Genomic DNA, 13663 nt, shown 5'->3' on the forward strand with positions numbered 1-13663 from the left:
TGCGAAGTCCGGGGAACTCACCGCACTCGGTCCGGTCAGCCCGCGGTGCCCCGGACGGTGATCTCGTTGATCTGCGCGGAAAAGCCGCCGTCCTGGGGGACCAGCTGCCTGATCACGACCAGGAGCTGCTGCACCGGGCGGTCCGCGTTCAGCTTGATCGAGGTGTCCCCGCTGGTGAGCGTCGCGGAACCGAGCAGCGTGCCGCCGTCCACGCTCGGTGACCCGTCCACCGTGCGCACCTCGACGACCGCGCCCGCGCTGGGCGAGGTGATCACCAGTTCGCGCGGCACCGCGGGCTGCTGGAAGAGCAGCAGAGCTCCCGTGCCGTCGCTGATCCCGCCCGGCCCGAGCTGCTGGTTGTAGCGGGAGCTGTGCCAGTCGGTCGACGGGTCGTCGTCGATCAGCAAACGAATCCTGCCCGGGTTGTCCGGCGAACCGTTGGCGCTGAACTGCGTCACGCCGCTGATGGGCACACGGATCAGGTCACCCTGCGGGGTTCCGGTGGGTTCCCCGCCGCCCGGGTGGTTGGCCGAGTGGCCGATGACCTGGCCGGTGCCGCTGTTGCGGTTGGACTCGGTGAAGATGCCGATCAGGCCGGTCGCGATCCAGCCGACCACCAGCAGGGTCGCCACCGCCAGCACGCCGACGCTGATCATCAGCTTCTTGCGCTTGGCCTGGTCCGGTTTCGGGTCCTCGCGCCGCCACACCTCGTTGTCGGCGGGCGGTGCGCTGGCGCCGCCCAGCGAACTGGTGGGCTCGAACGTCGCGTGCTGCTCCAGGACCCGCAGCACGGCGGCGCCGGTCCGCACGCCGCCCGTGGTGGTTGTGGAGTCCGGGTTGCCCAGCGCGCGGACGGCGACCGTGGACAGCTCCAGCGGCACGGTCGGGCGCAGCGTGCGCGGCGCGACGAGCGCGCCATCCGGACCGGTCGGTGCGCTCGGCAGGCCCTCGGGGCCGCCGTCGAGCGCCCACCGGCCGGTGAGCAGCAGGTACAGCGCGGCGCCGAGGCCGCGCACGTCGTCGCTGGAGGTGGCCTGCGGCATCGGGCCGGGAAACGCCATCCGGATCTCGCCGTCCGGGGTGACCCGGATGCGCTGCGGGTGGTCCGCGCCGAGCACCAGTCCGGCGTGGTGCGCCGCCTCCACCGCGGCGGCCAGCGGCTGCAGCAGCCGGGCCGCGGTGCCGGGCGGCAGCGGTCCCTCGGCGACCAGGTCCAGCAGGTCGGTGCCGTGGGTCCACTCGGCGATCACGATCCCGAGCACGCCCGCCGGATCGTTGGAGGACTGCGTGACGACGTCCAGCACCCGCGCCACGCCCACGTGGTTGAAGGTGCTGGCGTGCATCGCGCGTTCCAGCGTGCGGCGCGCGCCGGACGCGGCCTCGGAGTCGGACCGGTCCCCGACGAGGATCGTCAGCGCCACGTCGCGGCCCAGCACGCCGTCCTTGGCCCGCCACAGCTGGGCGTTGCAGCGGTGGTCCGAGCCGACCTGGGAGAGGAGTCGGTACCGGCCGTGATCCAGTACCGCGCCGGGTGTCAGCGCCTGCTCGGCCGAACCCTCGTCGCCGGATCCGTCGCGTTCCGCTGCGATCTGCTCGGTGGGTTTGCTGGTCACCTTCCCTCTCCCGCTCCTCCCGGTCCGCCAGGGGTTGCGTGCCACCCCTTCTTCCCTCGCGGGAGGAGACTTCGCCAACGAGGGTACGTGACGCGCCGGTCAGCGACGACGCAGCAAACCGGTGAGCCGCCCGATGGCCGGTTGGAGTTCGGACACCCGCAGCAACGACATCAGGCCGAAGATGGCCGCGAAACCGACCACGGTGCCGACGATTAGCTGCAACCATCCCGTTCCGGCACCGGCGTTTCCGGGGATGAGTGCGTCCACACCGAGCACGGCCGCCCAGGCCAGCAGTCCGCCGAGAACCGAGGAGATTAACGTTTTTCCCAGTGTGACAAGGAAACGCCGGCTGCCCAGCGGGCCGAGCCGGTGCCGCAGCCAGGTCTCGCCGACGAGCCACCCGACGACGAAGCTGAACGAGTTGACGAACGTCAGCCCGAACACCACGTTTTCGGGGTCGAGCAGCGCCGCCACCGCGATGGCCATCAGCACCTTGGCGGCGGTCATCACCACCATGATGAGCGTCGGCGTGCGGGCGTCCTGCAGCGCGTTGAACGTCCGCATCTGCATCATCGTCAGCGCGTAGGGCAGCACGCCGAACGCGGAGACGGCCAGCGCCAGGCCGAGCGTGGTGGCCTGCTCGGTCGAGGACTGCTTGAGGGCGAACAGCGCCATCGACAGCGGCACGCCGAGCGCGGTCATCACCGCGCTGACCGGCAGCAGGGTCACAGTGGACAGTCGGTTGCCCAGCGAGAGGTCGTCGATGACCTGCTCGTGGTCGCCGTCCGCGGCGGCGGCGCTCATCCGCGGCAGGATCGCGGTCATGATCGAGAAGCCGATGACGCCGTAGGGCAGCTGCAGCAGCATCCACACGTAGTTGTAGGTCGACCAGGCACCGGAGTCCGCGCCGGTCGCCACCCGGCTGAGCGCGACCAGCCCGAGCATGCTGATCGCGACGTAGCCGACCATCCACAGTGCGAGCCCGCCGAACTCGGACAGCCGCCGGTCCCAGCCCCACCGCCAGCGGAGCCGGAAGCCCGTCCGGCGCAGCGCGGGCAGCTGTACGACCGCCTGGCTGACGACGCCGAGGGTGGTGCCGATGCCGAGGGTGAGCAGATGCGCGTCGGTCATCCGGACCGGGTTGAGCGTCAACTCCCCCGGCAGCAGCACGTAGACCCCGATGGTGACGATCACGACCAGGTTGTTCACCACCGGCGCCCAGGCGGGCGGGCTGAAGATCTGCTTGGACTGCAGCACGGCCCCGGTGAGCGCGCTGAGCCCGTAGAAGAAGATCTGCGGCAGCAGCAGGTACGCCAGCGCGTTGACCAGCGCCGGGCTCGACGCGTCCGACTCGGTGACGAAGATCCACGTCAGCACCGGGGCGCAGACCATCGCGAGCACCGTGCCGACGCCCAGCACCACGGTGGCCAGCGTCATGAGCTGCTGCACGAACCGCTGTCCCCCGTCGGGGTCGCCCTTCTCGGCGCGGACCAGCACCGGCACCACGACGCTGGTCAGCACGCCGCCGAGGAGCAGTTCGAAGATACTGTTCGGCAGCGTGTTGGCCACCGTGAACGAGTCGTTGATGACCCCGAAGCCGACGGCCAAAGCCAGCATCAGCTTCCACAGGAAGCCGGTGATCCGGCTGGTCAGGGTGGCGATGGCCATCGAACCGCTGGCCCTGAGCAGCGACGGCTTGCCCGGGGAGACCGGGCGGATCACCTGGGTCTGCTCGGTGGCCTGCTCGGCGGCCTGGTCCACGCCCGGCTCGGGGATCACCGTCGGAATCGGCTGCGTCTCGGCGACGTGCCAGCCGCGGGGCTGGCTCGCGGCGGGGTGGCGGACCGGTGCGGCGGGGCGCTGGTACGGCTGCGGGGGGCGGTGCGGTGGCGGTGGCGCTGGGTTCGGCCAGTGGCCGACCCCCGGCGTCTCGGCGTCCCTGTCTCGGTTCACTGCCTCAATCCTTCGCCCGACGGGGCACCACCCGGTGTCACCCGCCGGTCTGCTCGACTCCGCGGAACATCACACCGCCGTGTGACGGTGCGCCGCCGCTCAGGATCTCAGTTCCCCGTCTCGATCACCCTCGGTGGTCGGGGTGTGGGCGCTCTCCGGTGTTTCGACCGCCGCGGCGTTCACCGCGCCCGCTTCCGCCACGGGCTGTTCGCTCTGCCTGGTGCGCTGCCTGCGGGCCAGCGCCCGCTTCACGATCCGCCGACCCGACATCAGCACCAGCAGCACCGCCGCGACCCCGGTCAGCCAGGGGATCAGCTCCCCGTAGTTGGTGGACTCCACCTGCATCCGCTTGGTGGTGCCCAGCGGGGTGCCGCCTTCGGTGGTCAGGCTCACGTCGATGGTGAACGTCCCGGCCCGCTGCGCATTGGTCTGCAGGGGGAACTGCCGGCGCCCGTTGGCCGGAATGAACGCGAGGCCGCCGAAGTCGAGCTGCATCTCGACCCCGGGCACCGGCGGGATGTGGAACATCACGCCCACCGCGATCGGCAGGTCGTTCACCACGGTCACCGGGATCGGGCTGTCGGCGGAGGACCGGGTGACCTGCCCGGGGAACTCCTCGACCCGGACTTTCGAGAGCACCTCGTCGATGGCGTTCGCGGCCTTCGACACCCAGTACCGGGCGCCTCCCGGGTTGCCGCGCCACGCGCTGGACACGCCGTGCAGCAGCCCGTTCGCCAGCGGCGTGGTCACCTGGCCCTTCTCCACGGTGCTGGACGGTTCCTCGCGCGACGACCGGTACAGGTCGCCGACCGCGAAGTTCTGCGCCGCCAGCTCGTCGATCACCGGCTGCGGGATCTCGTCAGAGCCCGCGGCCACCGGGTACGTCAGGTCGGCTTCCGGTAGCGTGGCCGGGTCGGGCCCGGGCAGCGCGGTGGGCCGCAGGTAGCCGGCGTCGGCGAGCTTCTGCATGCCGTCCAGCAGGCTGCGCAGGTCGTCGGCGCGCATGTTCCAGCGGCGCGGCGGGACCAGCACGGACGTGGCGTTGGCGACGAATCCCTGGGTGGCGCGGAAGACCAGCGCGGCCAGCGCGTTCTCGGCGGACAGGGAGCCGTTCTGCGGCGGCGACAGCGCCGTCACCTTCTGCGGGGTGTCGTGCAGCGGATCGAGCGCGCTGGTCAGCAGCGGGTCGATCGGCACCGCGGTGAGGTCGTGGCCGCGCACCCTCACCGGCGACAGCGACCCGGCCGGGATGCCCAGCGACTGCGGCTCCAGCAGCACGGTCTCGACGTCGCCGAGCTGGCCGGCCGCGGGTTCGTCCAGCGCGCCCTCGATCGGCCACAGCGCCCGGCGCGGTTCCACGTCCAGGATCTGGTGGACGTACTCGGTGCCGTAGAGCGCGTTGCGGATCACGTCGGGCAGCCCGGCCCGGCCGAGCGCAACGAGGTCCGCGTCGGCGTAGGGCAGCGCCAGCACGCAGCGCCCCGAGGTGGCTTCCTTCAGTTTGTTCAGCCACAGTTCGGCCGCACCGCCGCCGATGCCCTCGGCCAGCGAGCCGTTGGGCTGGCGCACCAGGTAGCCCTTGCGCATCGCTTCGACGGTGAGCAGCAGGTCCGGGTCGACGGCGAAGCACAGCGAGCTGCCCAGCGGGGAGCCGGGCCCGGCGCGTTCGGTGACCGCCTCGACCAGCTCATAGAGCCGTCCGCCGGGGGCCAGCGACGCGGACAGCTGATCGTCGATCAGCACCGTCGGCATGCCGGGGATGGCTTCCCGCTCCATCCGCGGGTAGTCGATGATCGGCACGACCATGCTGGTCGGCACGGGTTGCCCGGGGCGGACCGGGGCGCTGCCCGGGGTGGCCACGACGGGCAGCAGGAACCGCGCCTCGGCGATCCGCGCCCGGGAGCCGGAGCCGGGTGTCCCATTGAAGTTCACCAGCAGCGGGTAGCTGCCCGGCTGGCTGATCTGCAGGGAGTTCGCGCCGGTCAGCGGGATGTGCAGATCGAAGGAGACCTGCTGGCCGGGGGCCAGCCGGTCGGCGACGGTGCTGAACGCCGGTCCGGTGACCGTGGGCGTGTCGCCGCGCATCGCGCGCTGGGTGGCGGGTTCGGTGGTGGTCGGGTTGCCGCGCTGGACGCGGGCCTGGATGCCGCTGATGACCTGGTCGCTGGTGTTGGTCAACCGACCGGAGATGGTGACCTCGCCGGGCGAGTCGCCGGCGACCACCGACGGGGTGATCTTGGTCACGTCCAGTTGGGCGGGGGGCTCGCCCTGGGCGGTCGCCGCCGGGGGCCGCACCACCGGGACGAGTGTGCACAACACCACCGCGACGAGCGCGGCCAGCAGAAACCTCACCCCGGCTCCGTCCCGCTACCTCGTGCCGGCCGGGCCGTGAGCCGTCCGGTCGCGCCGTCCGCACCGCCGCCGCGCAGGTTCAGCGCGCGCCGCACCAGGCGACGCTCGTCGGCGTATGCCAGTACCTCGTCCAGTTCACCAAGCGGCACCCACGCCACCTCGGTGACCTCCACGTCCTCGTCGGAAAGCTCCCCGCCCACCGCATCCAGCAGGAAGTGGTGCACGGTCTTGTGTATGCGCCGGTTGCCCGCCACGAACCAGTAGTCGATCGTGCCGATCGGTGAGACCACCCGGCCGATGATGCCGGTCTCCTCGGCGACCTCCCGCACCGCGGTCTGCTCCGGCGTTTCCCCGGCCTCGATGTGCCCCTTCGGCAGCGACCACAGCAACCGGCCCTTGCGGTCCAGCCTCCCGATGATCGCAGCGAGCCCTTCGGCGCTGTCGACCACCAGTCCTCCGGCCGACGTCTCGTCGACGGTCCGCAGTTTGCGCCGCCGGCGTCGGTTCCGACGCCCCGGCTGGGCACCGCCGGAGCGGCCGGGCGACGGGGGCATGCCGTGATGGTAGTGCGATCAGGGGTGTCACCGGCACCACACGGAGCACGCGTTCAGGTTCTCGCGCCGGGCGAACCGCGACGTCGCCGCCCCGCCGCCGGGTTGACCGCGGACAGGTCAAAGCGCGCCCTGAGCAGGCGATACCCTGATATCTCGTGTCCCCTTCGCAGCACCACGACTCCGCCACGTCCGCCGACCTCCAGAGCCGGGAGCGCCAGGTGCAGCGCAACGCCGTCGTGGAGCTGGTGCGGGTCGCCCCGGTCGCGGAGGAACTCGCCGAGCGGTTCGTCGCCGCAGGTCACCGGCTGTACCTGGTGGGCGGCAGCGTGCGCGACGCGCTGCTGGGGCGGTTGGGCACCGACCTTGACTTCACCACCGACGCCCGGCCCGAGCAGGTCCGCGAGCTGCTGACCGGGTGGGCGGAGACGATCTGGGACACCGGCATCCAGTTCGGCACGCTGGGCGCCTACCGGCGGGGCACGACGGTGGAGATCACCACCTTCCGTGCGGACACCTACGACCGGGTCAGCCGCAATCCCGAGGTGGCCTTCGGCGACACCATCGACGGCGACCTGGTGCGCCGCGACTTCACCGTGAACGCGATGGCCATCGAGCTGCCGGGCCGCCGGTTCATCGACCTGCACGACGGGATGGCCGACCTGGTGCAGCGGCGGCTGGACACCCCGGCGGCCCCGGAGGACTCCTTCGCCGACGACCCGCTGCGGATGCTGCGCGCCGCGCGGTTCGTGGCCCAGCTGGGCTTCACCGCCAGCGACCGCGTGGTGCGGGCCATGTCCGAGATGGCCATCGAGATCACCCGGATCACCCCGGAGCGGGTGCAGCAGGAGCTGTCGAAGCTGCTGTGCGGTGAGTTCCCGCGGCGCGGCATCGAGCTGCTGGTGGACACCGGGCTGGCTGATCACGTGCTGCCCGAGGTGCCGGCGATGAAGCTGGAGATCGACGAGCACCACCAGCACAAGGATGTCTACCGGCACTCGCTGACCGTGCTGGACCAGGCGATCGACCTGGAACGGGCGGCCGACCCGGAGGCTGAGCCGGACCTGGTGCTGCGGCTGGCCGCGCTGCTGCACGACATCGGCAAGCCCGCGACCCGGCGGTTCGAGGCGGGCGGCGGGGTGAGCTTCCACCACCACGAGGTGGTCGGGGCGAAGATGGCGCGCAAGCGGCTGCGCGCGCTGCGGTACCCGAAGGACGTCATCAACGACGTGGCCGACCTCGTGTTCCTGCACCTGCGGTTCCACGGCTACAGCGACGGGCAGTGGACCGACTCGGCGGTCCGCCGCTACGTCAACGACGCGGGCCACCTGCTGCCGCGGTTGCACAAGCTGGTGCGGGCCGACTGCACCACGCGCAACCGGCGCAAGGCCGCTGCCCTGCAGCGCGCCTACGACGACCTGGAGGAGCGGATCGCGCGGATCGCCGCCGAGGAGGACCTGGCGAAGGTCCGGCCGGACCTGGACGGCAACGAGATCATGCGGCTGCTCGGCGTGGACCCGGGGCCGGTGGTCGGCCGGGCGTGGAAGCACCTGAAGGAGTTGCGCCTGGACCGCGGTCCGCTGTCGCACGACGAGGCGGTGGCCGAACTGTTCCGCTGGGCGCGCGAGGAGGGCATCGAGGTCCCGAACGCGGGCTGACGCGCGTCTTATTAATAGTGCGTCTTGCTATTGGCGGGTTGTACCGGTTGTTGATCAACCAGTGACATCCGCGACAGCATGGTTTGCGCACTCGTTGGGTCGCGGTGGGTCCGTGAGCGGGCAACCAGTGAGATCATGCGATGGTGGGATCAGACGCGGACGTGGAACCGGGGACGCTGCTCGTCGCCGCCCCACAGCTGCTGGACCGGAACTTCCGGCGGACGGTCGTGTACGTCATCCACCACCGGGCCGAGGGGACGCTGGGCGTCGTGCTGAACCGGCCGAGCGAGGTGGCGGTGCACGACGTGTTGCCGAAATGGGGGCAGCACGCGAGCCACCCGCAGGCGCTGTTCGTCGGCGGACCGGTGGAGCAGCGCACGGCGATCTGCCTGGCCACCCTGCGCGCCGGTGAGGACGTCACCTCGATCGCCGGGATGGTCGGCGTCCGCGGCCCGGTCGGCCTGGTCGACCTCGACGGCGATCCGGCGGACCTGGTGCCCCGGGCGCGTGGCCTGCGGTTCTTCGCCGGCTACGCCGGCTGGGAGGCCGGTCAGCTGGCGGGCGAGATCGACCGCGGCGACTGGATCGTGGTCCCGGCGCTGCCGGACGACGTGATCGCCGATCCGGGTACGGAGCTGTGGGGCCGGGTCCTGCGCCGCCAGGGACCGCCCCTCGCCTTCCTGGCAACCCACCCCGGCGACGTCAAGCTCAACTGACCATCCCGACCTGTCGGGTTCCGAGGCTCCGCCCCGGTCACCGGGCGAAACGTGTTCGCACTCCGCACCGCAGAACGGTGCGGAGTTATCCACAGAAATCGGAGTTGTCCACAGGGCTGTGGACAACCGGGTGGTCAGTCCTGCTGGAGCCCGCCGCAGCACCCGCCCGCGCACCCGGCGCAGCCGCCGGTCGGCGCCGGCGCCGGCAGCGCCTCGGCCGCGCGGTTGCCCATCACGCCGCCTACGGTCATCAGGGCGAAGGCACCGACCAGGCCGATCACCGCAACCATCACCACGCTGAACGCGGCCGCCAGCATCGGCAGCGACACCCCGGCCAGCACGGCCACCGCACCCCCGGCCAGCATCGCCGGCCCCGCCACGCGGTTGGCGAGCTCGAACGCGTCGTCGCTGCGCATGGCGGCGGGCGTGCGGACACCGACGTAGCGGTTGCGCGGCAGCTGACCGCGCAACCCGCGGAAACCGAGGAGCAGCAGCGCCGCCCCACCCAGGACCAGGACCGCGCAGAGGATCACCTGAACAGCGAACACCCGACCAGACTAAGCCTCCATCCGGGTGCTACCTGCCGGACACCCTGGTCAGGTGTGCTGTCCCACATGGTCACCACATCTGTCCCGAGCGCCCTGCTGGCGCTCGCCCTGCTGGCCGGTGCGGCGCCCCCGGCCGCGGCGACGCCCGGCGAGGTGCGCCTCGTCGGCGAAACCACGCTGCCGCACGCCCTGCAGTTCGACGGCACCACGGTCGGCGGCCTGTCCGGAATCGACTACCACCCGCGCACCGGGGAGTGGCTGCTGATCAGCGACGATCCCTCGGATCACCAACCCGCGCGGAGCTACACCGCGCGCATCGACGGCGGACAGGTCCGGCTCACCGGCACCCGTCCGCTGCTGCGGCCGGACGGCACGACGTATTCCGAGGGTTCCGTGGACCCCGAGGACGTCCGGTGGGACCCGCTCAGCAGCGACCTGTGGTGGACCAGCGAGGGCCAGCGCGGCGCGCAGCTGATCGACCCGTCGATCCGCCGCGCCGACACCGACGGCGCCGCCACGGGCGAACTGCCGCTGCCGGCGAACCTGCGGATGGCTCCCGATGCCGGGCCGAAGCACAACGAGGCGCTGGAGGGCCTGACCTTCGCCGACGGCGGCACCCGCGTGGTCACCGCCATGGAGGGGCCGCTCCTGCAGGACGGCGAGTCGCCGACCGTCGACCACGGCGCGCTGTCCCGGATCACCGTGCAGTCCCGCTCCGGTCGGGTGCTCGCGCAGTACGCCTACCCGCTGGACCCGGTGTTCGCCGAGTCGCCGACCGGCGGCTTCGCTAACAACGGGGTGTCCGGGCTGCTCGCCGACCGCGGCGGACGCTACCTGGTGATGGAGCGCTCCTTCGTCACCGGCGTCGGCAACTCGATCCGGATCTACCGGGTCGACCCGCGCGGCGCCACGGACGTGCAGGACGTCGACTCACTGCAGGGCGCGGGCGTGCGCCCGGTGCGCAAGGAGCTGCTGGTCGACCTCGCCGACCTGGGCCTGCGCACCGTCGACAACGTGGAGGGCCTGACCTGGGGCCCGCGGCTGCCGGACGGCAGCCGCAGCCTGGTGCTGGTCAGCGACGACAACTTCTCGCCGCAGCAGACCACGCAGGTGATCACCCTGGCCGTGCGGTGAGGTGCGTTACCCTGGGACTCGTGAGCACGAGGCACCTGCTCCTTGCGAGGCCGCGTTGACCGCTCGTTGAACCGGCGGCAGCGCGGCGACCCCTCATGCCCGGTAGGGCTGGGGGGTTTTCCGTTTTTCGCAGGCGGCACACTTGGGGGCGCACACCCGAGCGCTCGCCGGAGTTGGTAGGGAAGGACGCAACGCGATGAGTGGCCAGGCAGACGGCTCGACGACGGTGGTTGCCGAGGAGGTCCCGCCGTTCCGCTACACCGCGGAGACGGCGACCAAGATCGAGCAGCGTTGGCAGCGCCGCTGGGAGGAACGCGGCACCTTCCACGCGCCCAACCCGGTCGGGTCGCTCAAGGGCGACGCGCCCGAGGACAAGCTGTTCGTGCAGGACATGTTCCCCTACCCGTCGGGTTCGGGGCTGCACGTCGGCCACCCGCTGGGCTACATCGGCACCGACGTCTACGCCCGCTACCACCGGATGCTGGGCCGCAACGTGCTGCACACCATGGGCTTCGACTCGTTCGGCCTGCCCGCCGAGCAGTATGCGGTACAGACCGGCACGCACCCGCGGACCACGACCGAGGCCAACATCGAGCGCTTCCTGCGCCAGATCCGCCGACTGGGTCTGGGCCACGACGAGCGCCGCCGGATCGCGACCACCGACATCGAGTTCTACCGGTGGACGCAGTGGATCTTCCTGCAGATCTTCAACGCCTGGTACGACACCGAGGCCGACGGCGGCCGCGGCCGCGCGCGGCCGATCAGCGTGCTGGAGGAGCAGTTCGCCAGCGGCGCCCGGCCCACCCCGGACGGCCGCCCGTGGGCCGAGCTGTCCCGGGTCGAGCAGCGCAGGATCATCGACTCGTACCGGCTGGCGTACCTGTCGGAGGCGCCGGTGAACTGGGCGCCCGGCCTGGGCACCGTGGTGGCCAACGAGGAGGTCACCGCGGAGGGCCTGACCGAGCGCGGCAACTTCCCGGTGTTCCGCCGCAACCTGAAGCAGTGGATGATGCGGATCACCGCGTACGCCGACCGCCTGGTCGACGACCTGGACCGGCTGGACTGGCCGGAGAAGGTCAAGACCATGCAGCGGAACTGGATCGGCCGCTCGCAGGGCGCGAACGTGGTGTTCCCGCTGGACGGCTCGGCCGGGCAGATCGAGATCTTCACCACCCGCCCGGACACCCTGTTCGGCGTCACCTTCATGGTCCTGGCTCCGGAGCACCCGTTGGTCGACGAGCTGACCGCGACGGCGTGGCCGGAGGGCGTCGACGAACGCTGGACCGGGGGTGCGACGACCCCGGCCGAGGCGGTGGCGCAGTACCGCCGCGCCGCGTCGATGAAGTCCGACCTGGACCGCCAGGAGAACCGGGAGAAGACCGGTGTCTTCACCGGCGCCTGGGCGACCAACCCGGTCAACGGCGCCCGCATCCCGGTGTTCATCGCCGACTACGTGCTGATGGGCTACGGCACCGGCGCGATCATGGCGGTGCCCGGCGAGGACACCCGCGACTTTGAGTTCGCGCAGGTCTTCGGCCTGCCCGTGGTCCGCACGGTGCAGCCCCCGGAGGACTTCGAGGGCGGCGCGTACACCGGTGAGGGGCCGCGGATCAACTCGGCGAACCCGCAGGCCGGCCTGGACCTGAACGGGCTGAACCTGGACGACGCCAAGAAGGCCGTCATCACGTGGCTGGAGGAGCATGGCCACGGCCGCGGCACCGTGCAGTACAAGCTGCGCGACTGGCTGTTCGCCCGGCAGCGCTACTGGGGCGAGCCGTTTCCGATCGTCTACGACGAGGACGGCGTGCCACTGGCCCTGCCGGAGGACCAGCTGCCGGTCGAGCTGCCCGAGGTGGAGGACTACTCGCCGCGGACCTTCGACCCGGAGGACGCCGACAGCGAGCCGGAGCCGCCGCTGGCCAAGGCCACCGCGTGGGCCAACGTCGAGCTGGACCTGGGCGACGGGCTGAAGCACTACCAGCGCGACACCAACGTGATGCCGCAGTGGGCGGGGTCCTGCTGGTACCAGCTGCGCTACATCGACCCGGACAACGACGAGCGGTTCGTCGACCCGGTCAACGAGCAGTACTGGATGGGCAAGAAGCCCGAGCTGCACGGTCCGAACGACCCGGGCGGGGTGGACCTGTACGTCGGCGGCGTGGAGCACGCGGTGCTGCACCTGCTGTACTCCCGGTTCTGGCACAAGGTGCTGTACGACCTGGGCTACCTGTCGTCGGAGGAGCCGTACCGGCGGCTGTACAACCAGGGCTACATCCAGGCATACGCCTACACCGACTCGCGCGGCGTGTACGTCCCGGCCGACGAGGTGACCGAGGAACACACCGAGCACGGCGTCCGGTATCTCTACCAGGGCCAGGAGGTCCGGCGGGAGTACGGGAAGATGGGTAAGAGCCTGAAGAACTCCGTCTCCCCGGACGAGATGGCCGACGCCTACGGCGTGGACACGCTGCGACTGTACGAGATGTCGATGGGCCCGCTGGACGCGTCGCGGCCGTGGGTGACCAAGGACGTGGTGGGGTCGCACCGCTTCCTGCAGCGGTTGTGGCGCAACGTCGTCGACGAGCACACCGGTGAGCTGCGGGTGACCGACGAGCAGCCGGACGTCGAGATGCTGCGGGCGCTGCACAAGACGATCGCCGGGGTCCGGGAGGACTACGCGGAGCTGCGGTTCAACACCGCGGTGGCGAAGCTGATCGAGTTCAACAACCGGATCACCAAGGCGTACTCCAACGCGGCGGGGACGCCGCGCGCGGTGGTGGAGCCGCTGGTGCTGATGGTGGCGCCACTGACGCCGCACCTGGCCGAGGAGCTGTGGTCCCGGCTGGGGCACGACGAGAGCCTGGCGCACGGGCCGTTCCCGGTGGCCGACGAGGAGTACCTGGTCGAGGACACCGTGGAGTACCCGATCCAGGTCAACGGCAAGGTGCGGTCCCGGGTCGTGGTGCCGGCCTCGGCGGACCAGGACGCGGTGCGCGCGGCGGCGCTGGCCGACGAGAAGATCGTGGCCACGCTGGACGGCCGGGAGCCGCGCAAGGTGATCGTGGTGCCGGGCCGCCTGGTCAACGTCGTCGCCTGAGCCGCACGACGCCCCGGTGGGGTCGCGGTCTTCGCGGCCCC

Annotated in this window: 9 protein-coding genes; 4 read left to right on the forward strand and 5 right to left on the reverse strand. The window is 71.3% G+C overall.

What is annotated here, in order from left to right; all coding sequences use genetic code 11:
- Positions 1-35: 35 nt before the first annotated feature.
- From IEY17_RS10060 to IEY17_RS10075, 4 genes are all read right to left on the reverse strand, one after another.
- A complete protein-coding gene (locus IEY17_RS10060) occupies positions 36-1613 on the reverse strand; it encodes a protein kinase family protein (RefSeq protein ID WP_188987040.1) in 1578 nt (525 codons plus the stop codon).
- Between the two features lie 99 nt (positions 1614-1712).
- Complete coding sequence (gene murJ, locus IEY17_RS10065) at positions 1713-3566, reverse strand: murein biosynthesis integral membrane protein MurJ (RefSeq protein WP_188987041.1); 1854 nt, start codon at positions 3564-3566, stop codon at positions 1713-1715.
- 99 nt (positions 3567-3665) lie between these two features.
- Positions 3666-5918 (reverse strand): DUF6049 family protein, encoded by a 2253-nt coding sequence (locus IEY17_RS10070; RefSeq protein WP_188987042.1) that lies wholly within the window; start codon positions 5916-5918, stop codon positions 3666-3668.
- Positions 5915-6472 carry an NUDIX hydrolase gene (locus tag IEY17_RS10075; RefSeq protein WP_188987043.1) on the reverse strand — a complete coding sequence of 186 codons (558 nt, stop codon included), beginning with the start codon at positions 6470-6472 and terminating at the stop codon, positions 5915-5917. Before IEY17_RS10075 ends, IEY17_RS10070 begins: the two co-directional genes overlap by 4 nt.
- A 218-nt stretch (positions 6473-6690) precedes the next feature.
- Here IEY17_RS10075 and IEY17_RS10080 point away from each other — a divergent pair, with 218 nt between their 5' ends.
- Positions 6691-8127 (forward strand): CCA tRNA nucleotidyltransferase, encoded by a 1437-nt coding sequence (locus tag IEY17_RS10080; protein ID WP_373289866.1) that lies wholly within the window; start codon positions 6691-6693, stop codon positions 8125-8127.
- A 140-nt stretch (positions 8128-8267) separates the two neighbouring features.
- Positions 8268-8843 carry a YqgE/AlgH family protein gene (locus IEY17_RS10085; RefSeq protein ID WP_188987045.1) on the forward strand — a complete coding sequence of 192 codons (576 nt, stop codon included), beginning with the start codon at positions 8268-8270 and terminating at the stop codon, positions 8841-8843.
- 134 nt (positions 8844-8977) lie between these two features.
- On the opposite strand, the gene IEY17_RS10090 is transcribed toward IEY17_RS10085, so the two are convergent.
- Entirely contained in the window at positions 8978-9391 is a 414-nt protein-coding gene (locus IEY17_RS10090) for an SdpI family protein (protein ID WP_188987046.1), read from the reverse strand.
- A 66-nt stretch (positions 9392-9457) separates the two neighbouring features.
- Between IEY17_RS10090 and IEY17_RS10095 the strand changes: the two genes are divergently transcribed.
- Positions 9458-10525 carry an esterase-like activity of phytase family protein gene (locus IEY17_RS10095; protein ID WP_188987047.1) on the forward strand — a complete coding sequence of 356 codons (1068 nt, stop codon included), beginning with the start codon at positions 9458-9460 and terminating at the stop codon, positions 10523-10525.
- Between the two features lie 196 nt (positions 10526-10721).
- Positions 10722-13622: a leucine--tRNA ligase gene (leuS, locus tag IEY17_RS10100; protein WP_188987048.1), complete on the forward strand. Its 2901-nt coding sequence runs from the start codon at positions 10722-10724 to the stop codon at positions 13620-13622.
- Positions 13623-13663 lie beyond the last annotated feature (41 nt).

The sequence above is a fragment of the Saccharopolyspora thermophila genome (assembly GCF_014646075.1).
Taxonomy (GTDB): Bacteria; Actinomycetota; Actinomycetes; order Mycobacteriales; family Pseudonocardiaceae; genus Saccharopolyspora; species Saccharopolyspora thermophila.